The sequence below is a fragment of the Paenibacillus campi genome (assembly GCF_034659835.1).
In the GTDB taxonomy this organism is placed as follows: domain Bacteria; phylum Bacillota; class Bacilli; order Paenibacillales; family Paenibacillaceae; genus Saccharibacillus; species Saccharibacillus campi.
The window spans coordinates 1141464-1166743 of the sequence record NZ_JAXSQZ010000001.1 but is presented as its reverse complement, the minus strand read 5'-3'; the positions used below and the strand labels follow the sequence as shown (position 1 = coordinate 1166743).

Below are 25280 nucleotides of genomic sequence, written 5' to 3'. Positions count from 1 at the left end.
CTCTATTCGCTATCGTCCCTCTTTGTAAACTTTATTTTCTTATAGCAACTGTGATCCACTTCCCGCTTTATCGATATGACCATTTCACACTTTTCATCTTGGCATCATCTGCGCACAGAGTATAGTTACTACTTTCCAATTTCCGATATATTATACATTTGTACGTTATATGGAAAATCACTAATTTTCATATGATTTTATATGTAATTTTTTGGGTTTTATTTAAAAAATTAGTATGATATTTTATAAATTAGAAAGCGCTTTCAAAAAAATAAAGTTGCCAAAGGAGAATATGATGATTAAACGCACGTATCGTACTTGGGTTTCTTTGACGCTGGCTACCGCTTTGTTCATATCGCTATTGCCTGCCGCTTTTGTTTCAGCTGCAAGTTTGGAACCATCTGATGAAGCACAGCCATCCGCTGTTGCTACTACCAATATGCAAGCTTATGTCGATGCGATGCAGCCGGGTTGGAATCTTGGCAACTCGCTTGATGCGGTAGGTGCCGATGAAACCGCTTGGGGCAATCCGCGTGTTACTGAATCGCTAATCAAACAAATCGCAGCTCAAGGGTATAAAAGTATCCGCATTCCGGTCACCTGGGACTCACATATCGGCGCCGCTCCTAACTATACGATTGATGCTACGTATTTAAATCGTGTGGAAGAAGTGGTGAATTGGGCGCTTAACGAAAATCTGTACGTAATGATTAATGTGCACCATGATTCATGGGTCTGGATTAGCAAAATGGAGCCACAACATGATCGTACACTGGCACGCTACAATGCCGTCTGGACGCAAATCGCCAACCGTTTCAAAAACACATCGAACAAATTGATGTTTGAAAGTGTGAATGAGCCACGTTTTACAGAAGGTGGTACAACCGATGAAGGTAAACAGCAACAACTGCTCGATGAATTGAATATGTCATTCCATAACATACTGCGCAGTTCTGGCGGTCAAAATGCGACTCGTCCGCTCGTGCTATCGACACTGGAAGGATCGCCTACCCAGACACGGATGACAGCGCTATACAATACGATCACTAAGCTAAATGACAGCAATTTGATTGCAACGGTACATTATTATGGTTTCTGGCCATTTAGCGTGAACATCGCTGGCTACACTAAATTTAACAGCGAAGTGCAGCAAGATATAACGACTACATTTGATAATGCGTACAACACGTTCACAGCACGCGGTATTCCGGTCATTCTCGGTGAATACGGTCTGCTCGGCTTTGATAAAAGTACCGGTGTCATCGAACAAGGCGAAAAACTTAAATTTTTCGAATATCTCGGCTATTATACAAAACAAAAGAAAATCGCTACTATGCTATGGGATAATGGACAACACTTTGGTCGCACTAGCTTCCAATGGTCTGATCCCGAACTGTTTAACCTGATCAAAACGAGCTGGAACATACGTTCAGCTACAGCTGACAGCGATTTGATCTATTTGAAAAAGGGGGCTGCTGTACAAGATAAAACGATCAATTTGAATCTGAATGGCACTCAATTTGTCTCCCTCCGTGCCGGCAATACAGTGCTGCAACAAGGAGCGGATTATACGATCAATGGCAATATGCTGACGATCAAAGCGAGCCAGTTGTCCAAACTTATCGCTTCCGGACAGCTCGGAACAACCGCTACGCTCACCGCCAAATTCAATCAAGGTACAGACTGGAAATTTAAAATCGTACTGTATACAACACCAAAGCTATCCAACACACAAGGTACGACTAGTTCGTTTAACATCCCAACTGTATTTAATGGCGATCAGCTTGCCACAATGGAAGCTACGTATGCAACCGGTGGTAATGCCGGGCCGCAAAACTGGACGTCATACAAAGAATTCGAAACTACATTCAGTCCAAACTACAGCGGCAATTCGATCAAGCTACAGCCTGCTCTATTTAATGATACGCAAGATGGCGTAGTGAATCTGAAATTTTACTTCTGGAGCGGTGAGACAGTCACGTACAAAATTACGAAAAACGGCAGCAATGTAACCGGTACAGCTTCTTAATTCGCTAATGACAGCTCAAAGATCGCACCCATGAATGAACATGGGTGCAATCTTTTTGCATATAGGTCTGCACACGAGCTGAAAATCAGATTTTACTAGTAGGCTGTCTCAAATGAAAATTGTGTTTAAACGTACTTCAATCGATTCAGTACCAAGCAATGGTTAGATCGACAAACTGTAAATGTATTTGAGACAAGCTGCTAGTAGGCTTACCAGCTTAAATTCAGCGTCTGATGGACTATATTTTATGAAAAATATACTGGAATCGTAGCAGGAGAACATCGCTGCTCTGTTGAATCATCTCAAAAACTTGCAATCGGTCTGATTTGGTAACAACAAATGCCTCGTCTGCTCGGATCATTGTCTCAATCTAATGATCATTCTGCTCCTCTTGCGACTCCAATTCAACCTGCTGCACTGCGTTCACCATCCCGCCAAATCCTCTCGATGTGTGCGCAATAAACGATAACACCGTATCACTCCAACCATAAATGTAAAACGTACGCAAATCATCCGGCGGTGTCATCGTGCTGCGATAAGGCGCGATATCGATAATAAATGCTTTTGCATCACGGTTTACGCTCTGGCGATACGTTTGCAATTCCCGGTAAAAAGGGCTGCCTGTATTTTGCTGCTCATCGGTAATCATAATGATCTGATCCACTTTGTATTTTTGACGGATCAATTCACGTACCGGAGCGCCTGTATCGGTGCCGCCGCGCGCCCGAATACGTTCCGCCTGCTTCATAATGCTTTCGTCGCGCGATGGATGCACATCTTGGACGAGTGTATCAAATGTCCAAAACAATGAGTTGCCACTCGTCTTTTTGTAAAGTGCCAGCGCAAAGATCGAACCGGTCTGCAAATATTCGCCGGTCATCGAACCGGAAATATCGAGAAAAATCGCCGTTCTGCCAGGCAAACTTGGCACATTATGAAAGGTCAGATCAACCGCTTCCGCGAGAATAGTGCGCAGTTCTGGCAGTTCAACTTCGTAATAAGCATGGGCAAAACGAAACGGCAAAATTTTCGCTTTACGCAGCGCTTCGGTATCATGCAGACGACGGCGTACATAGTCCAGTTGCTCTGTTTTCAGTTTACGTGCTTTATGTGTGCCTGAACTTGTAAATACGCCTTGACGATGGAGTGTGTTCAGATGTCGCAACAGCGCAAAAGCAGGCATTTGCTGCATCAGTTCGATCCATAGTCGTTTGCTTGGCTGTACGGTACTCGTTACTGTTTCATACGGTAATTTGCCGGCGCGAATATAGCGGATGCGCTCATCATCGGTTGTTGCGCGTTTAAAACATTCCAAGGCGTGAAGCTGCGGTAGCTGTGACAAATCCGCTTCCTGTCCGCATAAATAACGATACAATGCGCGCTGCTGTTCATTGTGCGGCTTTGGATGTGCCGTCGCGATCGCATCGCCCAAACTAAAGCCACGTCCACGACCATTATATTTGAGTGCCCAATATTCGCTCACACCGCCGAGAAAACGCGTCACTTGCCGCTTAACCGCACGTCCTCCCTGCCCACGTCCCAGCCCGCGCAAAATAGTTAGAAAATCAGCCAAATCGGACGGAATCCGCACGACCCGTGTAAACACAGCCGCAAACAAATCGGGACGCGCTTTGGATAGCAGTGCCAGCCCATATAATGGTTGCAAACGCATAAAACCTTTATTGCGTGCAAACACTAACGCACGCGCCATAAACTCCGCATCCAACTCTAGCATTAGCTCATGCATGCTGCGCGCTTCGGCAATCAACTGCTGCTGATCAGCATAAAATGTATTAGCAAATGTATTCGTTAGCAGCAGCTGCACATACTCCTCCTCCACACTGCGATTGTATGCTTGAAACCCTTCACGATTGTAGGTCGTGGCTGCTGCGGAATCGAATAATTTTTTGGCTTGGCTCATCATTGTTCCTCCTTTTGGCGAGTGATGGGGTATACATTAATGGACTATCAATAGATCGTGTTATGGTAAAAGCAATTTTCTATCCTAAAATTTGTACTATCTGTTGAATCATTTGCGCATAGTACGCATGGTGGTATGGCAGATAAGCAGAATTATTGACGCTTTTAACTATTGTTAAAAGAACTAATTATATAAAATAGAGCTGTATTGTACTCCTCTATACTATTGGGCATTCCTGCTTATGTTAGATTGCTAATTGTCCATCTAGCCAAAGCTATCGTGATGCTCTTGTGATGCTATAATCTATGCAGCACTCTGCTTATCTACCATACAACTATGCAATTTCCTTGATCGTACTTAAAAGCATATCCGAGGAAAAAGGTGAGAAGGTTTTTTACCGCTCTACCACTGAGCTATTCTGCCATAAACGGCAGAAGCCGGATTCGAACCGGCGACCGGTCGATTAACAGTCGAAGTAACCCTCCCAGGCGCCTCGGATATGGAAACATTATTTTTAAAAGCGTGATATAAACTTAATATTTTGTCAGTCTTAGAAAAAGTTATAGCAGTTGCTAGGGATCGGTTAGTATGCAGACCAAGTTAAATTTCAACTTTGATTGTGTGCTAATATCCTCATCCATAATAGCTTGAGCCAGCTTCAACACTCCAATTCATCTCGGTCAATGTACTAGTTGTTGTATACGCCATTTATTCATAAAAGCACATATCCGAGGAAAAGGGTGAGAAGGTTTTTTACCGCTCTACCGCTGAGCTATTCCGCCATAAACGGCGGAAACCGGATTCGAACCGGCGACCTGTCGATTAGGATTCGAAGTAACCCTCCCAGACGCCTCGGATATGTGAAGTGGTACGTTGCTGCACTGCTGCTTGGTTGACCTTATCTTCTCACAGCCGACGGATCAGCAACAGGGCAAAAGTATGGCGAATGGTGATTGATGGATAAAAAGCTTAGTGCCAATGAAATGACGTACACGCTAGCGACAGCATCGATTGATGCTACAATAGAATAATCTACCGTAGCGTGTGAACAGCTCGGAATAAAAGTAAGACAATAAAGGGAAGAACGGATTTCTAATATTTGCGAATTTCAAGCATAGGTACTTACATTCTCTCCTACTGCGTAGCTTTCTGTGCGAGACAGAAGTGCTTTCCCTTATTCCGTGCCCACATAGATGCTCCCCACCAAAAAGTTGGCACCCTCATTACAGCATGATTGGAGGCATTTCCCGATGGCAAAAGAAAGTTTTGATAAAGAAATCCAGTTTTTGCGTCTGTTGGCGCTTACTGGCGATGCGTTTGATCGGCAGCAGTTTGCCGGGCGACTTGGCATTTCCGTACATACATTTGATAAAACGATTCGGCGGCTTAAAGAGCTGAATGGCGAACATGATCTGACCGAATTGTTCGGTTATCGGTATGCAGACTCTGCCGAGCCGATATTGCTGTTTCTGTTCCGTGCCAAATCGATGAAAGAATCGGAGACGCGGCGGCTGCCGCTTTTGCTGACCGCATTGCAGCAGCAAGCGCATACCGCTGCTGAACTACTGCATGTATGTGATGAGCAGCTTGCCGATTGTACGACAGCACCACCGGATGAGAAAACGATTCGCTCTGATCTTCGTTATTTGGAAGAAATGGGCGTTGTACGGCGTGAAGCGGGCGGACGTCCTTATCGCTATCGGCTCAATCATGATCTGATCGAGCCATTGTCCGCTAATGAACTGCTTGATCTATACGAATTTGTCGATGTGATGGCACATACACGGCTTCCTTCGGTACAAGGTTATTTGCTGCGCGACAATTTGAAAATTGCGCTTCGCTCTGCCGTGCCAGAGCAGCAATGGGATGAGGCGCTATTGGAGCCGTTTAGTTATCGTTATCATTATGAAGCACGCATTTTGGATGAAGCGCATTTGGCAGCATTGCTGAGTATGATCGAGCAGCAACGTTATGTATCGTTTCAATATTACTCGCCTAGCCGTAAACGGGCGTATGCTGCGCGCAGTACGAATCCGCTATTTAGCAATGGTCAGGCGCCGGTACGTCAGCATATGTTACCAGCACGTATCATTTACGATCATCAATATGGACGCTGGTATTTGATCGGCACGCTGGCAAGCGGCAAAATTGCCAAGTTTCGAATGGATGGAATCGTCGATATTGCCGGAGAACAGGCAGTGGATGATGATACATTTACAAGTCGGCTTGCTAAGGTGGACAGACGGATTCGGCATAGCTGGTTGATCGATACCGGAGATACGGTGAAGGTTAAAGCGCGCTTTTTCAAGCCACCTGTGACACAACATGATTTTATTCGTGAACGGGTTCGTTTACAAGGGCAATGGGGCATCATTACAGACGAGGATGAGCATAGCTTTCGATTTGAGATTGATGTGAACGGCTGGATCGAAATTCGTCCGTGGCTACGTAGTTTTGGCTCGTCTTGCGAAGTGTTGGAACCTGCCGAGCTACGTCAATCGTTGATTGAGGAATGGAAGGAGCTGACCGATTATTATGAATCCATTTGAGAAAATATTCAGTTATCAGCTCGCTGCAAGGCTAGAAGAACGGCAAATTTTTACGTTAACGACGCAGGAACGCTCCTGGCTAAAGCTGATGCTCGCTACCGATGCGGCTGCGCTAGCATTTGACAAAGCGACATTAATGTGGCTCCATCAGCAACTGGAACCGGATCATCTGCCAGCTGTACGTGAAATGGTCGTGGAAAAAGCAGCTTCCAGCCAGCATACCGAGTTCCCGGCAATGCTGCATCCGCTGCGCCGGATCATACGCAACAAACAAGCCGTAGTACTGCAACGGCAAAATAAACACGGGCAATTGGTCGCTCCCGAATGTGGTGTGCCGTGGCGACTGGAATATTCGGCGGCAAGGCAGGAATGGTATGTGCACTGGTTCAATTTGGATCGCTCGGCACCTATGACGACGCGTCTAGCTCATATTCATACGGCGACTGAGCAAGCGATTGCAGCGGAGTCATATAATGCCATTTGCCAGCGTCTGGAACTGTATATACAGGCTGATCGCCATGAAATTACCGTACAAGTGCTGCCGATTTACAATAAAGAGCTGACCCGTATTTTGCATGCCTTTTCCTGCTTTGACAAACGTGTACGCTTTGACGAACAGCAACAAACATATTGTATTCATGTGCGCTTTACTAATCGGGAACGAGAATATGTGCTTAATCGGCTGCGCTTTCTCGGTAAACGTGTGCAAATTACCGAAGGGGATAAGTTTAAGCAACGGATGAAAGATACCGCAGTGCGTGCGCTTGCCCGGTACGGAGTCGATGCGGCGGCAGCGAGCGCGCAGACCGTCGCGAGCGTGCAGCAAGATCGACACAATCAGGCAGCAAATCATGCTGATAATGACGATGAATAAAAAGACAGCTTAATCTAAACGTTGATCGTCGATAAAAACAAGAAAACATGCGGTACTGCAAGTATATTTTTCATAAGATGAAGCCAATTCGACATAGTATGTAAGCTGCTTAATGTAAATGCAGCGGAACAATTTATCCGACTTATTACGACTGACGATCAAAGGAAATATTGTGCAAAATGCAGTTTAGTATTGGCAATAATCACACTAGTGCAAAATGCAGTTTAGTATTGCCAACAATCACACTATAACAATATAGAAGCTACGGATTTATCGTCGTAGCTTCTACCATTTGGTTGTACAGTGTTACTATACGCTACCGCTCTATTGTGTTGCATATTAGTATGCCCTATCGCGCGGCTGTCTGTATTTTATAAACGGTACGCTTTCTTTTAGTAGGAGTTTATTGCTGTTCATTGTCTAAGCGTCTACCTGGAAACAGAAGTAGGAATGAATGTATAACATAACTGTGCATTTAAAATCTAGCCATTTTGATATAAGCTGCTAACCGGAAAAAGCTGTCGCTCCATTGTTCCGGCTCGGCTGGATGTAGTGCATACTGGCGAATATGTTCCATTTGCCTAGTTAGCAGTTCAACTAGTGTATCCATACCGAGCGCATCGGCAGACTGAACCATTCGTTCCAGCGCTGGCACATCGTCCAAATGAAGCTGGCGCAGCCCGCGCAGCAGCACACTATCGATCCATGTCGCAAGCTCTGTCATCAATTGCGCGGCTGGATTCATCGCTCGTCTCTCCTTCCACCTTATACATATTGTGATACGATGTCGCCAGTACATTGACGACTCATTGCATGGAGACGTTTATGCAACTGCAACTAACCTACAACTGATCTAGCAGCAAATTCAGCAGTCGATCCGCCTGCAAAAAACTAATCGGATATAATAAACGTCCATCCGTTTGCACTAGTGCGCGAAAATGAACGAGTTGGCGCATGATCTCGCTCCGCTCTAATCTTTTCAGTTGCTGGCGCCATTGCGGATGATCCAGCAATGTCAATTCCACCACTTCCCCAGCTTCGGTCTGCACGGTCATACGTGTCGTTTGCGATAAACGATCAAACTGCACCGACTGCACTTGAGCGATCGACAGCATTAGCAACCGCCTGCCATTTTCGCCAAATAAAGAAGGCTGCACGCTCAGCGATAAAGCAGCAGCCAGTTCCGTATCCGGCGCATACTCGCCAAAATCAAGCATTTCTACAGGCTGACGCTGCTGCTGTTCCAAAGCGCCCACTTCGGCTGTTGATAATCGATAATCACGATTGATTTTGACCATCCGAAACGACCATTGTCCACGGCTAAATGTTTGCAAAGTCAGCGCATGACGCCAGGGCACAGACTGCTCATATTGCTCGTTATAGTTAAAGCTAGTCGATTCATAATATACAGGACGGGTAGCGTTATATGTGTAAATACGCCTATCTGACGGGCAATATAAATAACACGTAATGCCGCGATAGCCAGAGCTTGTTTCCCACGGTTCCGCACCGATCCCGTATAGCTCGAGCCGGGAGACAGGATAATATTTGGTGCGAAAGTTGCCTGCAAGACGAGCGCGCTGGGCAGCACCAAGCGGCTGCTGCCATGCTGCCAATGTCAAATAGGCTTCGGTCAGCCTCGTTCGCAGCACTGCAATTTGAAAACGCACATGTCTGGCAAAAAACAGCTCCAATTCGCCTTGAATACTACGCAGCAATAACTCCAAATTAGGCATGCCTTCACTGCGAGCTGCAATTGCCAGCGTTTCAAGACGTGCGGTAATCGTCTGCGGCACTCTTGCCAGCCCGATTAATAGCAATTCACCAAACAGTTGTTTTGCTTCATTCAGCACTGGCGGACAATCTGGCAACGTATACATATGCTGTTCCAATACGAATTGATCATCAATCCCTTGCTGTTTCCGATAACGAAGCAGTGCTTCAAGTCGGTATAGCGGCGCATCTTTTGTTTTTAGCGAACAAAGAGCAGTTGTAGCATCAGCAGATTCGCTTTGAAAGGAAACGTCGATACCAGCATCACATAAACGTACGGTCAACAGTGTATCATACACAATTTCCACTCGTTCAGACAAGCCGAGCCGAAAATCCGCTTCGGCAATCTGTGACTGGGTAAAGCCGCGCAATAGCTCTGACAGCTCCATCTCTGTCATCCAGACAAAACGGTCGCAAAGAGAACCAGAACCAGAACCAGAACCAGAACCAGAACCAGAACCAGAACCAGAACCAGAACCAGAACCAGAACCAGAACCAGAACCAGAACCAGAACCAGAACCAGAACCAGAACCAGAACCGAGCAAATGGTGACGCTGTTCATACAAAATAGCAATCAAAATATGTTTGCACAATTGCTCGGCAGGGCAGCTGCAATGACATTGTTCGATCCGGTCGGACAGTTGAACGATATGGTCATCGCTGAGCGTGCATATGACCGACGCCTGTTCGCTCCATTCATAATGTACAATGGTGCCTTTATCAATATCTTTGTTGGCACGATTATACAGCCCTTTGTTGGCATAACGGATCAAATAATCTTCTGTACAGCTATTGATAAAAATATTCAGCCGCTTCGCAAACGACTCCATCGGTTCGTTCACCCCCTGCGTCCGTCAATCCGCCTGCCCGGCTGCACGCAAAATATCATATACGGTTTCACTAAACATACGTGCAGGTACATCTTTTAAAACTATACTTGTATCGCTGGAATACCCTTTATGCCATGCCCCTTTGCCAGATGTACGAATAAACCGCAGCGTTTCCAGTGTAATATCGTCCATTTCACTATAATACGTAATACTCGTACCGCTAAATTGCAGTTCGGCAACGATGCCATCATATTGCTTGAACAGTTCACGATAAAAGCCGCCATCTTCAGCGCGTCCTTTATACCAGCCATAGCGTTCCAATGCATTCGGAAAACCGGTTGGCGAATATTCACCTTGCGGTACTGCTTCCCATTCATGCCTGCTAGTTTGTTCTTCCTGTAACTCGTACGTTTGGCGTTCCAATTGCTTGAACGGCTGTACTACTTCATAATCGGCAAACTGTTGTTTCCATGCCGCAATTTGTGCTGACGATAGCTCTAGCGGATGCACAAGACCGATCTCCACCTCATCTGTCCATTCATACTCATCTTCATCTACCGTATTAAACGTTCCATCTTCCATGTAACGGAATGTGTCGGTAAGCTGTCCAGCCGCATACACTCCCCATATAAGACCGATCGCAAACTGACGCATAATCATATTGCCCACAAACAGCGCTTTCCATTGTTCACCCGTCCATAGTCTGCGCTTCGATAACGATTCTTCCAGCCGCTGGGATTGCAAAGTGACCATCGTTTTCAAGTCTTTTTTCAGCCGGTTAAATGTAGCCTTTGCCGCTTTCGCCAGTTCGGCATCATCTTTTGCAGTCGGAGCAGGTAAACTTTTCACCGTTTTGCCTGTATCCGCACTAATTACACGCAATTGTAAGTCCATACCGACTTTGACGGTAAATGTACGCTCCCCATAGCTAAGCGTCATTTCTCCTTGTTCATCCAGTCCGAGCGTAGTAACGAGTCGATCTGCCAATTGCTCTGGCGTCAAATTCATATTTTCGGCTGCAAGCTGTAGCGAGTCGAGCGCAGCAGTTTTGACCTGCCGATTTTTGATCGTACGAGACAGTTTGTCAATGACCATAAGTGCGGCTGGATCAGATAAATAGGCAAGCACACGCACCGCTTCGGCAGCAATCGCACCACGACTGTTTTCCGCCCACTCCTTCATCTGACCGCCAAGCAGATCGATCAAACGGCGATCGCCAAACATAACTGCCAAGTACAGCACCCATTTTTGTTTGGCTGGTGCGCCGTGTTGTAGCCATAGCTCAACGAGTGCTGCCGACAGATCAGCCAGCGATGCATGGGAAGCGTACTGCTCCACCTCACGCAAATGTTCATTTGGTGCGCTGTTATGATCCAATGATTGCAGCAGCAAATAACGTTTAAGATTCGCATTGTTCGCCAGCTTTTCGCCATCCATATTTGTCAATTCAGGCAGCTTGTCGACCGGCAGCCAGTCGATGCTGTTCAGCTTTTTGCTATCCGCCCGCTCCGCTAGTGCGGCATGTGCAATTTCCGGGCGTTGATTCGCCGTTTCGCTTAACACTTCCAGCAATGCATAGAAGGTGTCAGACTTCTCCTGTTGCAGTAAATCGTTAAAAATTGCACTTGCATCCGGCAAACTGCGGATAGCATTAAGCACCAATTCTTTGATGCCTGCTTTCTTTTCGTGTAAATATACGTGTTTGTATAGCTCCGCATTTGCCAGACGGACAAATTGTGCACGTGCAAAATTGCTAATCCGTTTAGAGCTGTCACTCAGACCGAGCCGGAGCACGTGAGCTAATCGTTCATATGGCAACGGTTCGTATAATAATGTTTCCATGACGACTGTACGTCCATCAAGTGGCAACTTGGTGTACTGTGCTAACGTTTTATCGATATTACTACGTACGATCTCGCTATATTCCGGCTCTGGAATGGAAATGTATTGGTATTCGAGATGACCTTGCAGTTGCAGCATTGCGCTTAGCAAGTTGTCCAGATTGATCTCATCGTCATTTGTATAATGCTCCAGCACTTGGCTACCTTTAAAAAACGGTGACCGATACAAATTCGACAGCGCATTGATCGTAAATAAATCCGACTGTGTTACTAGCATAAGCAGGCGACGCATCAGCTCGGATTGAACCGGCAAATATGAGAGCACGTACATCATTTTGAATAGCTTTGGATCATTGTTTTTACCCGACCACATTAGCCGTACTTGTTCATCTCTATGCATGCTGTCAAGTCTAAATTCGCCGCGTAAATATTTAGCCAGCTTGCGCGCACCGCCATTGCTTTCGTATTTGTCTTCCAGCGCATCTAACACAAACTGTTCCAGCAGCGCTTGATCCGACTCCATCTCTCCTGCTTCCATGAGTACTTTGACGATCAATACTTTTGCAAATGAACTGCTGCTAATGTCATACGCGCGTCGTGCACGCTCTGGCTGAGTTGTAATTGCCGTTCGAATCGCTCCCCACACTACATATCGGCTGAATTGCGATCGAATCAGCTCCAACAGCTCATAAGGTTCATCAAGCGGCACAATTCCTTCCAGCGCAACATCAGCGCTCGTATTGCGTGCTTCGAGCTGGGTTAACAGCTCGCGAAGTTCAAGCGGCAACGATTCATGCAAGGCGCGAATCGCATGTAAAATCGCGGTGACCGTACGATTCGATTGTGCAAGTAGCTGTGACTTGCCACCGTACACTTTAAGCAAATAGAAAAATGCTGTATTTACATAAGCAAGCTCACTGTACCGCTCCTCACGACTCATGCTTCCAATAGCACTGTCGAACGATTCGCCGGGAAACGTCTGCTGCCAAATCGCTACACGTCTTGCTTGCAACCATTCGTCTTGCAGATCAAGCTCGCTAGCATTGTCCTTGTTTTGCGTCGTCGTCAATAAAAGCAGTCGTAACGTTTGGTCTAATTGCTGTTCTACCCGGTCATGATCCTCTGTCAGCACCGCTTGCAGCAATGGGGGCAGCTTATCGATTAATGTAGTTATGTATGCCTCGTCTTGATTGCTGTAATAACGTATTAACAGCAGCAGTTGAATGGAATGATCCAGCCGTGCTACCACATCGCCTTGATGCTTCGGTTTGGTGGATGGCGCTTGCAAATGGCTACTGGATAGTAAAAATTGCAATGCTTTTTCGATCACATCATGACCGGCATAACGCACAAGCAAGCCGAGCACAGCATTAGCGCGTTGTTCATCGATTGCAGCTGTAGTGCGGCTTAACAAGGTTAGATTGTCCACACTGTCACCGAGCATCATTGCCATCACATACCAATTATTGTAATAGTAATGTTTCCAGTCATTCGACACGTATAACACAAGTGAGGCGGCACGATAAAAAGCGTCATTATGCTCTTTTCGCGCAAGCTTTTCCAACGTATCTATCGTGCGATAAGCACTTGTATTGGAGCTTTTCAGCACATCGGGCAGCTGATCAGTCACCCCGGTCACAAAATCCAAAATTTGCTGTTTACGATCGGTCGTTTTGGAATACTCATCCGAGAAATTAGCGGCAAAACGTTCTAACAACGGATCAATCGTTTGCGAAATCGACATTATAATTCCTCCTGTCATCGTGATCATTATCGTCCATCTTATTCATTTGCCTCGTTTTAATCCCGTATTAGACATACTCGCTGTTTGTGTAATGTACAACGATAAGTCAATCTGTACTTGTTCATACTCACTGCCGTTGACACTACTGTTTATGCCTATTCACTTTAGCTCCTGTGCTTCTGTCCGAGTCCGATTACCGAATAATCTCACCAATCCACTCTGCCAGCCGATTGGGCGTAATGGCGGCGACATTTGCCCCCATATCGGTCAGTCTGCGTGCGGCGATACGATCATACACCGCTGTGCCTTCAAAATTAAGTGCCGGCAGCACAATTAGCCGACTGCCTGCATCCAAAATGTCTTTACACGCTGCATACATGCCCTGAATCGGATATCCTTCTTCCAGATCGCTGACGAGCACAACGATCGTTCGTGCCGGATGGTCGATTAACGTTTCGCTATACCGTAGCGCTTTGGCGATATGTGTACCGCCACCAAGCTGCACATTCATAAGCAGATCAACCGGGTCTTCCAAGCGTCCGCTCAGATCGACCACTTCGGTATCAAAAATAATCAGATGCGTCCGCAGCGTTTCCAGTCGGTAAAAGATGCTTGCCATCACCGCACTGTAAATGACCGAATCAAGCATACTGCCGCTCTCATCAACGGCAATCACGATATTCCAGCGATTATGCTGCTTTACATTACCGTCAAAATACAGCTTATCAATGACCAAACGACGTCGTTCACGATCCGTATTTTTCAAGTTACGTTGAATCGTTTTTTTGAAATTCAGATTGCGGAGCGAACGTGTACGGCTGGCGGTATACCGATTGCGCTTGCCGATGATGCTCGTTCGTACATCATGCTCCAATTGATGGCGCAGTTGTTCTACTACCTGTTTCACAATGTCGCGTGCGCTTTTTAATAGCTCGCCTTTCATGCGACCTTTGAATTGCATAATATTTTTGAGCAGCGCCATATTCGGCTCTAACGATTCCAGCACTTTTTTATCAAATAAAATCTCGCTCAAGCCGTAGCGATCAAGCGCTTGCTTTTCCAAAATGTCCACCGTTTCCTTCGGAAATAAGCGGCGCACACGCTCGAGCCAGACAGGTACCGTTAATTGCGATGAACCGCGTCCACCGCCACGTTCCTGTTCCCGGTAGCCTTGAGTTTCACCGTATTCCCGATCGTACAAATAACCGAGTACATCATCCAGCTCCTGATACATAAAGCTGTCGGTATCATACTTACCGGCAGCGGAGTGACATAACGGTTCCTCCGCCGCTTCACCTAACAACAAACGCCAACGATTAAGCGTCTGCCGCTCTTGTGTCACCTCCTTATTATGCTCGGATCGGTTGTTCATGATGTTCCCTCCTTTGTGTATATGTTGACCGTTACCGATCGAGTCCATACTTCTAAAGTATGCTGCGCACGCTTGCGGATGGAACATCAGATCATTCATACTTTCAGCGCTTGCTTCCCTTTATATTAACCCCCAACGTTCCAGTTCCTGCCGAATCGCGGCATCCGTTGCGTGAGCGTGTAGCCATACCGATTCGTCAATCGCAGGCGCATCCAACACATGCTCCGGTTGACCGAACAAACCCGCGGCGCGCGTAGCGATCGTACGCGTCTCGGCGGGTGTAAAAAAAGTAAACGCCATCCGCAGCTCTGGAATCATCCGTACAAAATCTTCATGGGACAGCCGTGCCAACAGTTCATTCAGCTCGCTCAGCAGCTCTGTATCATACAAAAAAGCGTCCCTTGCCGCAGCGAACACGCCTTGCAAATATGCTGCCGTATGCGCCATTTGCGCTGGTGTACCACGCATATACCCGCGCGCACGCTTCGTAATTTCCGCTGACGGCAACATACCGGCACGCGATAAAATAGCGACCGCTACACCTTCCAACGCAGGCGGCAATCCGGTACGTGCAAGCAATTCCTGCAAACGATCATACAGCAGTTCAGCGGCAAAACGCGCGGTTGTCGCTGTGGACAACATATGAAGTTGCTTCAGCGTCTGCACGACCTGTGGCTGATCGTCAGGATGCACATGCGCAAGCGTATCGATCGCTGCCACCGTATGTTGATAGGCTTCTTCCAGCAACTCTTTTAAACTGATCTCACTTTCCAAACCGAGCAAACGACGATAGGTGACGATCCGTTCCAGCAATGTGAGCGCCTGTGCCAATGACAAAAAACTGCCATCTTGGCGCAACGCCCGCCGTGTATGTTGCAACAGTCCATCCGCACTATGTTCCAGTCCCATTAACAGCGCCCGCAGCAGCCACTGAGCCGCTTGTCCACTATGCTGTTCTGGCAGCTCTGCCACGATCGCTTCCAATCGCCTCGTCGCTGCTGCCGCAATCGTGCCGCCATAGATGGAATTTTCGATCAAACGTGCTTCCGTATAAGAGGAATACGTGTACGTCCACGTTTCGCGCATCCGGTTCGTATCTCGATAAGCGACCCAATCCGGTCCCGACTCAAACACCGCCAGCTCGGTGCCAAGAAAAGTCATACAGTGGAACAAACGGCTCATTTGCCGATGGTGTGGACGTGTGTACAGATCGAGTACCTTTTTGTGACGTCCGGTAAATTGCAGCTTTAATTTGCAAGCGGCTGCCTGCTTTTTAAAATCTTCTACGATCGGGACAGCAAACGGACTGCTTGCCACCTCACCGATCCGATCACCGGTCAGCAACTTGCGTAGCTGTTCCAGTGGCTTCACCGTTGCTAGCGTTTGCTCGCCTTTCATAAAACACGAAGTCACCCCGTCCAACAGCTCATACACACTGCCTTCCGGCTTACCGCGTAGCGTCGCCAAACCTTGCAGCATGCTGTAGGCTTCAATCGCATCGCTCGTGGACACTTCCATATCGTCGCGGCGCAGTTCACGCATTAATAACGATAACAGTCGCAGCGATGCTTGCTGCTGCGGCTGAGCGATGCCTTTTTGCATCATCGTCCACACTTCATCATAATAAGCGACATATGGCATTCCGCTCGCATAACCGTTTAGCCGATCCGCTTCTTCAAATGTGTACACCATCGGATAAATTTGCTCTGTCAGCGCATGACGCTGCTTACCCTTATCTGCTTGGTGCGGCGGATAAGTTTGTTGAGGCGATAGTATGACAGACGGTGTTGGAACAGACGCTGCGGTGCTAGCCGTCTGCTCCGGTGCGTCAGCGTCCAATCGCAGGCGTTGTAGCCCTTGCAGCTCTAGCAATCCGAGCGTATGAAATCCGCCCGTGATGACCAAAATTCGGCTATATTGCTGACGTGCCGCCGCGATCTGCTGTACCATATGGCGCTCGCGTGCCAGTGTACCATCATGCTCCAATTGCGCTGCCGTATAACAACATCTGGATAACGAGCAATACAGAAATAACTCTCCCATATACTGCGCTGTCGCCACCTCGGTTGCGCCCGCTTCAAACCAGCGATCCCACAATTCATCAAAGTTCCGACAATGCAAAGCAGCACATAGCCGGTTCATAAACGAAGACCCGGTCAGCAGCGTTTCATCCTGATAGGAGCTACCCTGTGCTGCCGTCTGCTCTGGCGGCTGTTCACTTGCACGAGACGGCTCCGCAGCAGCTACAACTTGTGAATAACGATAATTCAGATCGATAAACGCTGCCGGGATGCCTAATTTTGCCGCTTCACAAATAGCGACATATTCCGGTGAATAAGCAAGCATTGGAAAATAACACGCCCCACGTTGTTCGCCCTGCTCATATGTATAATACAGACTGACCGGCGTTCGTGTTGTCGGATCAGCAATCACATCGATGAGCGGGTTGCCCATTTCCGGCCCTTCAATCAAAATAAGTTCTGGACGATAATCGGCAATCGTGCGCAACAGATGATAAGAGCAGCCCGGACTATGATGTCGAATCGGCACATATACGACGCTGTCATCCAAATTGAACACATGATGTTGGAATACATGTTCCAGCCATTGCTGTTCATCCATAGCTACCAAATTATGCTCAGACAAGCGGCTCTGACATGATTGCTTGTGCTGCTGAGCCGCGGTCGCTATCGCCTCATCTTCACAATGAGTGAATCGATCCATCCCATTCACCTCTATCCTTGCGTTTGTTATGACGGCAGTTGCTTGTTTTGCTTATTATGCTATCGTTTGCAATCAAATCCATTTTTTCGCTTCATAATAAGCTGACCAGAGCGGCTCCTGTCCAGCACGCTCTTTGACGACTCGCGAAAAATACGTTTTCAGTGCGCCCAGGTCTTTTTCGTCTTCTTTGGCGACGGTGCCCAGCATATTTTGCACTAACCGATCAAGTGTTACACTACCACCTTCGTAATAATACGATGTCATCGCACTTTGCACGTATACCGATACCGCTTCTGCTGTGCTCATCACCGCTTGCGGGATATCGATTTTGTATCCTTCGCGCGTTTTGCCAGTACGCAGTTCCATAAACGTCGTCGCTAGCAGCTCCACAATCTCACGTTCGATCGGAATGTCGATACCGCCATGCAGTAGCAGCTGATGTGCCTGTGTTTCGATAATTTGCGCTTCCATTTTCACATTGCCGATCGGCTTGACCGTCTCAAAATTAAAGCGTCGCTTTAGCGCACTGCTCATCTCGTTCACGCCTTTATCGCGAATATTAGCGGTACCGATCACATTAAAGCCCGGTCTGGCAAACAGCACACCACCATCCAGCTCTGGAATATTCATCACTTTATCGCTTAAAATGCTAATCAAACTGTCCTGCGCTTCAGACGGACAGCGTGTCATTTCTTCAAAACGGGTCACTACACCGTGCTTCATCCCATAATAAAGCGGCGCAGGTACAAGCGCCTGTTCAGACGGGCCTTGATCAAGCAGCATCGCATAATTCCACGAATATTTGATCATATCTTCGGTAGTGCCAGCTGTTCCTTGAATCGTATTCGTGCTAGTGCCAGAAATCGCTGCCGACAACAGCTCGCTTAGCATCGTTTTGGCGGTACCCGGTTCACCGACGAGCATGAGCCCGCGATTGCCAGCTAGCGTTACAACCGCTCGTTCAATCAAAATATCATTACCATAAAATTTGCGTGTAATCGGAATCGGCTCTCCATCCAGCATTGCCGGCTGAGCACGTCCGATCATAAAATCTCGTATGTATGGCGGCGACAACTGCCAGTTTGGTGGGCGCTTGCCCTTGTCTTCTTGGCGTAATGCTAGCAATTCCCGCTCGTACAACACCTCGGCAGGCGGCTTTATCATCTCATTCATGATCATATTCTCCTTTGATAACAAGATCATATGTTCCCTTTTTTGTTGTTATTTTAGCATATTTGTTTTGGTAAAGCGAATTGTAGATGGTTTTTGCTGCAAAAATAGGCTGAAAGACCTTGGGGATGCTCTAATGTGCACGGTTCTATTTGAAAATTAGGTGTATGAAGTTGTTGAATAGTACATGCGTACGCAAACCGTTTTGGCTAGCCATTCCCCACTGCGATATGTGCGGCTTGCATCATAACGAATTTCTTACTTGCAAATACACCTATGAAATGCCCTATGCAATCTTTAAGTCACGTTTTCTCTAAACAAAACGCAAAGAGGCTATCGAATTTTCTCGACAGCCTCATTAATGAGTGCAAAAATAACGATTTTCTACCCTAGCAAACGATCCACTATGTCATTCAATCCGTAACTGCCATCTATTCTCCATCACCCAGCCGACACCACACGTTCCTGTACCGATCGTGCAAACCTTCGCTCCAACCCCGGCACATACATCATCAAAAACAAAGATCGTCCGACAGCGAACAGCAGGAAGCTGATCCACAACCCGTGATTGCCATACAGTGGCACGAGCACGAGACAGGACAGTATGTACAGCAGTAAGGCGAGCAACATCGAATTGCGTACCGGGGCGGTTAATGTCATGCCGGTGAAGATGCCGTAAAATACGAGCCCGAAACCTGCACATAGTGGGAATAACAACAGCCAGCCGTTATAAATAAGCGCCAAACTGATGACGGCTTCATTGTCGCTGAATAGGCGCACAAACAGCTCACGTCCAAGCCAGTACATACATGTTAACAGCATTGCTGTCAGCAATGTCCATGTGCGTGCCAGCTGCAAACTGCGCCTTAACATGCTGGCATCTTCAGCGCCTTTTGCCCGTCCGGCATAGATGGAACTGGCATTGGCAAAACCATCAAAAAAATACGCCATCATATAATGAAGCTGAATCAGAATGGAATTGGCAGCAAGCAGTTCCGGTCCAAATGCGGTGCTTTGCGCGGTAAAAATATTAAACATCGCCAGCAGACAGATCGTACGCACAAGCAGATCGCTATTGGCGCGGAACATCGGTAACAAGCTGTGCCAAGCAAACAAACCACGCCAGCGTACAAGCGACAATTGCAAATAAGGCGAGCGCCATACAAACGATATACCAATCAGCAACGCAATACTTTCGGCAAACAATGTCGCCGCCGCCACACCTGCCACCCCAAAATGCAGCACCTGCGCAAACCAGATCGCCAGTATCATATTCAGCACATTCATCGAAATTTGCGTCATCAGCGTCTGGCGAATATGGGACATGCCCATTAGCCAACCGATCAATACATAGTTGAGCAATGTGATCGGCGCTCCCCAAATTCGAATATGAAAATACACGCCTGCCCAATGCGCCACTTCCGCATCAGGACGCATGAGCAATAATGCCCCTTTAAAAATCGGCACCTGTAATGCGATAAAAGCAAGTCCAATGACGAGGGCAATCGCCAGCGGGCGCAACAGATCAGCGGCACCTGTAGCGAGATCGTCTTTGCCTCGCGCCTGCGCCGCAAAGCCTGATGTACTCACACGCAAAAAGCCAAACAACCAGTACAACGTATTAAAAATTAACGCCCCAATCGCAGTTCCGCCAAGATAAGCCGGATCAAATAGATGCCCTACAACAGCTGTATCGACTAGTCCGAGCAGCGGCGTCGTAATCGTTGATACGATTAGCGGCAAGCCGAGCAGCAAATAGTCGCGATGTGTAGGCAGATGCTGTTTCGTTTTCATATGTAACTCCTTTAACAATATCGTACAAACATTTCGCTTTATTATTTCACGATTTGCCGTTCTAGAACAAGCTGTCTTTGTGTTGCTCCCGATCGTTCACAACAATGTCACAGCCGTATTTCATCCCCTTTAATTTACTTTTAAACCGTTATTATATATAAATTACAATTATTAACTTCACATTTCTAACCATTCTTTGCATAATTACATTTTTTTAATACTTACTATAAACAAAAAACTTCATTCTTCCGACATATAACGACATATAAAATTTTTTGTTAGCTTACTAAGTTACTCCTATTGTATCCATATCCCATTTTTAAAAATAACGCTTCCTTTGGCGGCAATTGCTTTTTTTGTGAACTGCGTTATTAATTGTTATTTTTTATTCTATATATTCTATAGCTGGAGTTGATTCTATTTGAAAAATGTATCCGTCCGCACCAAAATCATTTTACTGATTGCTATTAATGTGTTTATTATGGCGATTCTAGGAGCAAACAGTTTCACATCGACCGATCGTATGGCTGCAACTACGTCCAATCTGTATAACGAAAATTTGACTCCGATTATTGCCATCAATCAAATTACGCTAAATTATAGTTTAAATGAAACCCGTTTGTTACGCATATACAGCAAAACGCTCGATGAAGATCAAACCGACGTGATTAATAAAATTAAGACGACAATTGCCAATACCGGTGAAAATTATGCCATCTTGGAAAAGAGTCATTTAAGTGCCAAAAATCTAGCCATCTATGAACAAGTTAAACAATCGGCGGCGAACTTCGATGTCGCCAGAAATAAAATGATACAAACGATCGCCGATGTCGACGACAATGCCACACGGCAAGCATATAGCGATGTACGCGATGCCCGTGTGCAACTGAACAAGAACATTGGCGAGCTACGTCAAAACTTACAAAATGAAGCCAAACAAAACAAAGCACTCGCAGACAGCACATTTCAACATGCATTGTGGCTGGCGATCGGGATTTTAGTTGCTGGTATTGTGGTGTCGCTGTTATTTGGCACATGGATCACTCGCCTCATTACTAAACCGTTGCGCTATATACAGGAACTGATGACACGTGCTGCCGCACAAGATTTTACCGTTAACTCTACGTATCAATCCAAAGATGAAATCGGCAACGTATCGACTGCATTCAATACACTAGTAACTAATATTCGCGGATTGATCAAAAATATCGACGAGAGCGCAATCACATTATCTGCCTCCTCTGAACAACTGACCGCAAGTGCGGATCAGACATCACGCGCCTCCGTCCATATTGCGTCTTCATCCGGTGAGTTGTCCAACGGTATTTATTCGCAGACCGAGACGATTGTGCAAGTGAGCGCAGCGGTCGTGCAAATGGCAGATCGGATGAACGATATTGCCGGCAGTGCTTCCAATGTGCAAACGATGACTGAAACGATGAAACAAGCCGCCCAGTCCGGGCAGCATGAAGTTGCCGATATTCAAACGTCGATCCAAAAGCTGTCTACCGATATTCATCATACATTGCACGTGTTGACCGAGCTGAATGAAAAGTCGGAGCAGATCGGCTTTGCTTCTTCCGCCATTCAGCAAATCGCCCGGCAAACGAATTTGCTGGCACTTAATGCTTCGATCGAAGCTGCACGTGCGGGAGAATCCGGGCGCGGTTTTGCGGTCGTCGCTGACGAAATTCGTAAGCTTGCCGAAAGTGCTGCCGAAGCTTCGACCACGATCAACCGTCTCGTCCACGATGTGCAAACCGAAAGCAGTCATGCGGTGGAGCAAATTCACGAATCGGTCGAAAGCGTACAAGCAAGTGTCAATAGCAGCCAGCAGGTGAGTGAAGCATTTTCAGCGATCCAGCAGTCCGTCTTGCGCACAACTGAGCAAACTGCTGTTGTCGGCGAATTGATTCATAACACGAACAACCAGTCTCATTCCATTGCTGAAGCGATGGAACATCTCAGTTCCATTTCCGAGCAGGCTGCCGCTGGCATTGAAGAAATGAACGCAGCGAGCGAACAGCAAATGTCCACTATGGAAGATGTCGCGGCTTCTGCACGTCATCTGTCTACGCTTGCTGAACAGCTGCAACAACTCGTTGCCAACTGTAAAATATGAGCATATACGTCCATACTAATCGTTTATGAATGATCGATCATTGTATTTGCTTATCCTATGCCATAGCTTGAAAGTTAAAATCAGCCTTGAACGCATCTGAATATGTTCATTATAAAGTAGTCATTATCGTCCTAGACGATACATCGATATGGTAATCCAATTATCATGCTATTGGATCGCTATTGGATAACCGTATTTCTGTACTTCAATAAGCAGCTTATCTTATAGATAAGCTGCTTATTTGCATAAGAAATAGGAGCGTATAATTGCGTATGAGCGTGCTCCATTCAAGCAACACATATGCAATTTAATCGCCTTTCATTGTAGATCGCAGAAAAATTCCCATTTGTATGAACTATATGTAAAAATAATTAGTTAAAATTTAGTAACCCCTGTTTATTATCCGATCGAGCGGGTAATAAACAGGGAAGTGATGTTTAATATTGATGAAAAATGTAGAATTTTGTCGCACATTATCAAAATTCAAACGTTAGCAACTAGAGCAATAGTACACTCTAATGAAGTAAGGAGAATGTAAAGTGAAACCAGCCATCCAAGAAGCGATGCATAATCAAACTCCGTTACATGTTCATCTCATTAGCGGCGAAACGTATATTGGCGTTTGCGAAACTCATGATAATCCAAACTTTTTTATTATTCATACCGATTGCGGTGAGTTGACTTTCCCATATTGGACGATCAAACGCATCAAAACAGCAGTTGTCCATTAATCTCCGGCAGAAAGGGCGCTCTGTGGATCAGAGACCATAATTCGATTTCTGCCGGTTTTTTTTGCATCATATAAGGCGGAATCCGCCCGCTCCAATAGCTCCTCCATCGTGCTGTTATCCCCATCATACAATGTTATTCCAAGCGATACCGTTACCGATTCGCCAAATGGAGTCGGTTCGTGCTCCGACATCCGTCTAATCTGTTCACCGATTCGTAACGTTAATGCCCAATCCGCTTCAAATAACAAAATTACAAATTCTTCCCCACCGTAACGGAAACATAAATCGGCGGCTTGAATTTGCGCTTCAATTAATATAGCTACCCTTTTTAGCATCTCATCTCCCATCTTATGACCATACGTATCGTTAATCTTTTTAAAATAATCGATATCTAGCATGATGACGGAAAACGGATACTGATTGTCGATCCAGTTTTGCATAATCGCTCGTAATGCACGCCGATTGAGCACGCCGGTCAGAGCATCATAATGCGCTTCTTGTTGCAATTTACGTTCTTTTTCACGGGTCTGCTGTTCCAATGTCATAATCGCATAATGCAGCTCATATGCTTCATAGTTCCACGTATTTTGTTCAGGCTGAAAAGAACCTTTTGATTCGCTAGCTATACTATGAGCATAATCCGCCAATTCCTCTAACGGGCGAGATAAGCGTAGTGATAACTGATAAATGATCATTAACAGCAAAATAATGACCGGTACTAAATAAAACAACATACTTTTAATCAGTTGCGCCGAAAATACGGTCGTATTGTACACCGGTGTTTGAAAAATAATGCCCCAACGTATGCCAGGAATAGAAGCAAAACCAGCTAGCATCTCCTTATGCTCCAAATTCATCACCAGTCGATGACCGCTTTTGCCATCATTCAATTCGCCAATGATCGGATTGTCCGCTGGTGTCAGATGACGTCCGATCCGTTTGGCGACCGGATGATAGACGATATTGCCTTCATTATCAACGACATAAAAGTAAGAGCCGTCTTCTTTTTTACTGCCTTCGCCAAACAACTCACTTAAACGGTTCGATTCCTCCAAATATAAAATGCCTGCCAAAATGCCTCTGTAATTCCCATTATCCGTATACAGCGGATAGCTGATCATCAGCACTAGCCGCCCATTGCTGTCCCGATAAGGTTTGGAAATATAGCCTTCCCGTTTATGCAATGCTGTTTCAATTTGCAGCGTTGTAAGCATCACACCGCGCTGATACAGATTGACAGGTGAAGCGAGCTCGACTGCACCTTTTTCACTTACAATAAACACCGCATTAAAGAAGCTGGTCGATTGGCGAAAATAATCCAGCATTTGTTGACCAGCCGGTTCGCTTGTTTGATCCCGGTTAGCCATTATGTATTTTGATGTACGCGCAAGCGAAGACTGCATTGAATAAATTAATGTTTGGGCAATTCTGCTTAATTCTTTGGCATGAATCTCGTTGAGCTTCAGTGTTTGCTGCTCTACAGATTCTTTTTGACTAACATAGCTAATCATTAAGCATGCCGCAAGAATAAGGAAAAAAGCACAAAAAGCCAAGCCACATGTTAACGTCGACAGTTTGTATTTTCTGGCTCGGCGTTCCGAGAAAAACCGCATCTTGTATTCTCCTTACTTTACGTCATCATTACTGTATTATATATCGGTTCGTTTAGTTCACTTTATAAGATATTTACTATATTATACATATTTGTAATGGTTAATTTATGATATCGCGCATTACGATCTATTCTGAATTATAGTGAAATGAATCGAGTGGCACTTGTATAGGATCGTATGCGTGAAAAAGTAC

At 46.1% G+C, this 25280-nt stretch carries 14 protein-coding genes and 1 tRNA gene; 5 read left to right on the top strand and 10 right to left on the bottom strand.

Annotated features, from left to right (window positions below; genetic code table 11):
- Positions 1–295 precede the first annotated feature (295 nt).
- Positions 296–2029: a cellulase family glycosylhydrolase gene (locus U1I11_RS04660; protein WP_322904516.1), complete on the top strand. Its 1734-nt coding sequence runs from the start codon at positions 296–298 to the stop codon at positions 2027–2029.
- Between the two features lie 370 nt (positions 2030–2399).
- Here U1I11_RS04660 and U1I11_RS04655 read toward each other — a convergent pair whose 3' ends face one another.
- Together U1I11_RS04655 and U1I11_RS04650 are read right to left on the bottom strand one after the other, a co-directional pair.
- A complete protein-coding gene (locus tag U1I11_RS04655; protein WP_322904514.1) occupies positions 2400–3950 on the bottom strand; it encodes a TROVE domain-containing protein in 1551 nt (516 codons plus the stop codon).
- A 787-nt stretch (positions 3951–4737) separates the two neighbouring features.
- Positions 4738–4802: transfer RNA gene (locus U1I11_RS04650), tRNA-OTHER, on the bottom strand.
- Positions 4803–5200: 398 nt separating this feature from the next.
- Here U1I11_RS04650 and U1I11_RS04645 point away from each other — a divergent pair.
- Both U1I11_RS04645 and U1I11_RS04640 read left to right on the top strand, forming a co-directional pair.
- A complete protein-coding gene (locus U1I11_RS04645; protein WP_322904204.1) occupies positions 5201–6499 on the top strand; it encodes a helix-turn-helix transcriptional regulator in 1299 nt (432 codons plus the stop codon).
- A complete protein-coding gene (locus U1I11_RS04640; protein ID WP_322904202.1) occupies positions 6486–7373 on the top strand; it encodes a WYL domain-containing protein in 888 nt (295 codons plus the stop codon). The genes U1I11_RS04645 and U1I11_RS04640 overlap by 14 nt, the downstream gene beginning before the upstream one ends.
- Positions 7374–7848: 475 nt before the next feature.
- Here the strand turns inward: U1I11_RS04640 and U1I11_RS04635 are convergent, their stop codons facing one another.
- The 7 genes from U1I11_RS04635 to U1I11_RS04605 all read right to left on the bottom strand — a co-directional run bounded on the left by U1I11_RS04635 (position 7849) and on the right by U1I11_RS04605 (position 20621).
- Positions 7849–8118, bottom strand: a complete 270-nt coding sequence (locus U1I11_RS04635) for a hypothetical protein (RefSeq protein ID WP_322904200.1) — start codon at positions 8116–8118, stop codon at positions 7849–7851.
- A gap of 97 nt (positions 8119–8215) precedes the next feature.
- Positions 8216–9976, bottom strand: a complete 1761-nt coding sequence (locus tag U1I11_RS04630; RefSeq protein ID WP_322904198.1) for an SWIM zinc finger family protein — start codon at positions 9974–9976, stop codon at positions 8216–8218.
- 24 nt (positions 9977–10000) lie between these two features.
- Complete coding sequence (locus U1I11_RS04625; protein WP_322904196.1) at positions 10001–13561, bottom strand: DUF4132 domain-containing protein; 3561 nt, start codon at positions 13559–13561, stop codon at positions 10001–10003.
- 193 nt (positions 13562–13754) lie between these two features.
- Entirely contained in the window at positions 13755–14933 is a 1179-nt protein-coding gene (locus U1I11_RS04620) for a VWA domain-containing protein (protein ID WP_322904194.1), read from the bottom strand.
- Positions 14934–15053: 120 nt separating this feature from the next.
- Entirely contained in the window at positions 15054–17657 is a 2604-nt protein-coding gene (locus U1I11_RS04615; protein WP_322904193.1) for a DUF5682 family protein, read from the bottom strand.
- 72 nt (positions 17658–17729) lie between these two features.
- The gene (locus tag U1I11_RS04610) at positions 17730–18830 is read right to left on the bottom strand and encodes an ATP-binding protein (RefSeq protein WP_322904191.1); all 1101 of its coding nucleotides are present in this window, start codon (positions 18828–18830) and stop codon (positions 17730–17732) included.
- A 438-nt stretch (positions 18831–19268) separates the two neighbouring features.
- Positions 19269–20621, bottom strand: coding sequence for an MATE family efflux transporter (locus U1I11_RS04605; protein ID WP_322904188.1), 1353 nt, complete (start codon positions 20619–20621; stop codon positions 19269–19271).
- Between the two features lie 421 nt (positions 20622–21042).
- Between U1I11_RS04605 and U1I11_RS04600 the strand changes: the two genes are divergently transcribed.
- On the top strand, positions 21043–22743 hold the full coding sequence (locus tag U1I11_RS04600) for a methyl-accepting chemotaxis protein (protein WP_322904186.1): 1701 nt from the start codon (positions 21043–21045) through the stop codon (positions 22741–22743).
- A gap of 539 nt (positions 22744–23282) precedes the next feature.
- Positions 23283–23474: a hypothetical protein gene (locus tag U1I11_RS04595; protein WP_322904184.1), complete on the top strand. Its 192-nt coding sequence runs from the start codon at positions 23283–23285 to the stop codon at positions 23472–23474.
- On the opposite strand, the gene U1I11_RS04590 is transcribed toward U1I11_RS04595, so the two are convergent.
- Positions 23471–24985: a sensor domain-containing diguanylate cyclase gene (locus U1I11_RS04590; protein WP_322904182.1), complete on the bottom strand. Its 1515-nt coding sequence runs from the start codon at positions 24983–24985 to the stop codon at positions 23471–23473. The genes U1I11_RS04595 and U1I11_RS04590 overlap by 4 nt on opposite strands.
- Positions 24986–25280: the final 295 nt, after the last annotated feature.

Bases quoted from the DNA above. Each gene is read 5' to 3' on its own strand.
- U1I11_RS04615 (WP_322904193.1), bottom strand. From the start codon at position 17,657: ATGGATCGATTCACTCATTGTGAAGATGAGGCGATAGCGACCGCGGCT.
- U1I11_RS04640 (WP_322904202.1), top strand. From the start codon at position 6,486: ATGAATCCATTTGAGAAAATATTCAGTTATCAGCTCGCTGCAAGGCTA.
- U1I11_RS04655 (WP_322904514.1), bottom strand. From the start codon at position 3,950: ATGAGCCAAGCCAAAAAATTATTCGATTCCGCAGCAGCCACGACCTAC.
- U1I11_RS04620 (WP_322904194.1), bottom strand. From the start codon at position 14,933: ATGAACAACCGATCCGAGCATAATAAGGAGGTGACACAAGAGCGGCAG.
- U1I11_RS04645 (WP_322904204.1), top strand. From the start codon at position 5,201: ATGGCAAAAGAAAGTTTTGATAAAGAAATCCAGTTTTTGCGTCTGTTG.
- U1I11_RS04660 (WP_322904516.1), top strand. From the start codon at position 296: ATGATTAAACGCACGTATCGTACTTGGGTTTCTTTGACGCTGGCTACC.
- U1I11_RS04625 (WP_322904196.1), bottom strand. From the start codon at position 13,561: ATGTCGATTTCGCAAACGATTGATCCGTTGTTAGAACGTTTTGCCGCT.
- U1I11_RS04590 (WP_322904182.1), bottom strand. From the start codon at position 24,985: ATGATTAGCTATGTTAGTCAAAAAGAATCTGTAGAGCAGCAAACACTG.
- U1I11_RS04605 (WP_322904188.1), bottom strand. From the start codon at position 20,621: ATGAAAACGAAACAGCATCTGCCTACACATCGCGACTATTTGCTGCTC.
- U1I11_RS04610 (WP_322904191.1), bottom strand. From the start codon at position 18,830: ATGAATGAGATGATAAAGCCGCCTGCCGAGGTGTTGTACGAGCGGGAA.
- U1I11_RS04635 (WP_322904200.1), bottom strand. From the start codon at position 8,118: ATGAATCCAGCCGCGCAATTGATGACAGAGCTTGCGACATGGATCGAT.
- U1I11_RS04630 (WP_322904198.1), bottom strand. From the start codon at position 9,976: ATGGAGTCGTTTGCGAAGCGGCTGAATATTTTTATCAATAGCTGTACA.